Raw genomic sequence first — 281 nt, forward strand, 5'->3', positions numbered from 1 at the left:
TGGGTTGCTTCGGCGTCGGCCAGCACCTCCGGTGCCAGGTTCTGGGTGTCGTAAGGGCAGAGGATGGTGACGTCCCGGCCGGTGAAGGCGTGGTTGATCAGGGCCTCGTGCTGGACGCAGGCGGGGTATTCGTCGTCGGTGCGGGCCGGCCAGATCGGTTCGCCGATGATGCGGACGGCCTGCTCGGCATGGGTGTCGGCGAAGGCACGCAGCACACCGGGGATGATCCGGCCGGGGTTGCGGCCGGCGGCTGTCATGTCCAGGAGCCGGACGTGTTCGGC

At 69.4% G+C, this 281-nt stretch carries 1 protein-coding gene; it reads right to left on the minus strand.

Going from position 1 to position 281, the window contains the following annotated elements; translation table 11 throughout:
- Positions 1-281 (minus strand): MEDS domain-containing protein (locus tag CF165_RS49845; RefSeq protein ID WP_205661266.1); only part of this gene is annotated, 281 nt, incomplete at both ends.

Source organism: Amycolatopsis vastitatis, assembly GCF_002234595.1.
Classification (GTDB): Bacteria; Actinomycetota; Actinomycetes; order Mycobacteriales; family Pseudonocardiaceae; genus Amycolatopsis; species Amycolatopsis vastitatis.